This window comes from Falsirhodobacter sp. alg1 (assembly GCF_000739715.2).
Classification (GTDB): Bacteria; Pseudomonadota; Alphaproteobacteria; order Rhodobacterales; family Rhodobacteraceae; genus Falsirhodobacter.
On record NZ_BBJC02000095.1, the window covers coordinates 1 to 525 of the forward strand.

General features: G+C 61.5%; 1 protein-coding gene and 1 pseudogene. Both read right to left on the reverse strand.

Annotated elements, in window-relative coordinates:
- The coding region (locus tag TR36_RS14375; protein WP_237763612.1) for a glycosyltransferase family 2 protein at positions 1–233 on the reverse strand (233 nt) is incomplete at its 3' end.
- Positions 234–333: 100 nt separating this feature from the next.
- Positions 334–525 (reverse strand): annotated as a pseudogene (locus tag TR36_RS15290) (metal ABC transporter permease); the annotation flags it as partial.

Genomic DNA, 525 nt, shown 5'->3' on the forward strand with positions numbered 1-525 from the left:
AAGGCGTAGAGCCAATGCTCCATCGTGCGGTACCCCCATTTTTCGGCAAACAGCTCGGCATTCCGGACCACGCTGTGCAGATGATGCACGGGGGGCATATGGTGGGGATGGTACTGATGGTAGACTTTTGCCCCGGCAATCCAGCCGATGCGTTGCCCCGCCATGCTGAGTGTCTTGCCGAAGTCCGTATCCTCGCCGCCGTATCCGGTGAACCGTTCGTCAAAGCCGCCCACCTTGGCGAAAACATGCGCTGGAAGGGCAAAGTTCAGCGACCAGAAGCAACGGTAATCGGTGCAGATCTCCACCCCGTCGGCGGGAGGGCCTTGCCTGTAACAGGCCCAGCCCGAAAAAGGATGTGAAGATGATGCCGATGATCACGTCGATCTTCAGCCCCGAACGGTCGGACAGGAACAGCATTGCCCCTGCGGCCAGCCCCCCTGCGGCAAACGCCCCCAATGCAAAGGGCAGCCCCAGCATGTAGGCCCCAGCCACACCGGGCACGACCGAATGCGAAAGCGCGTCCCC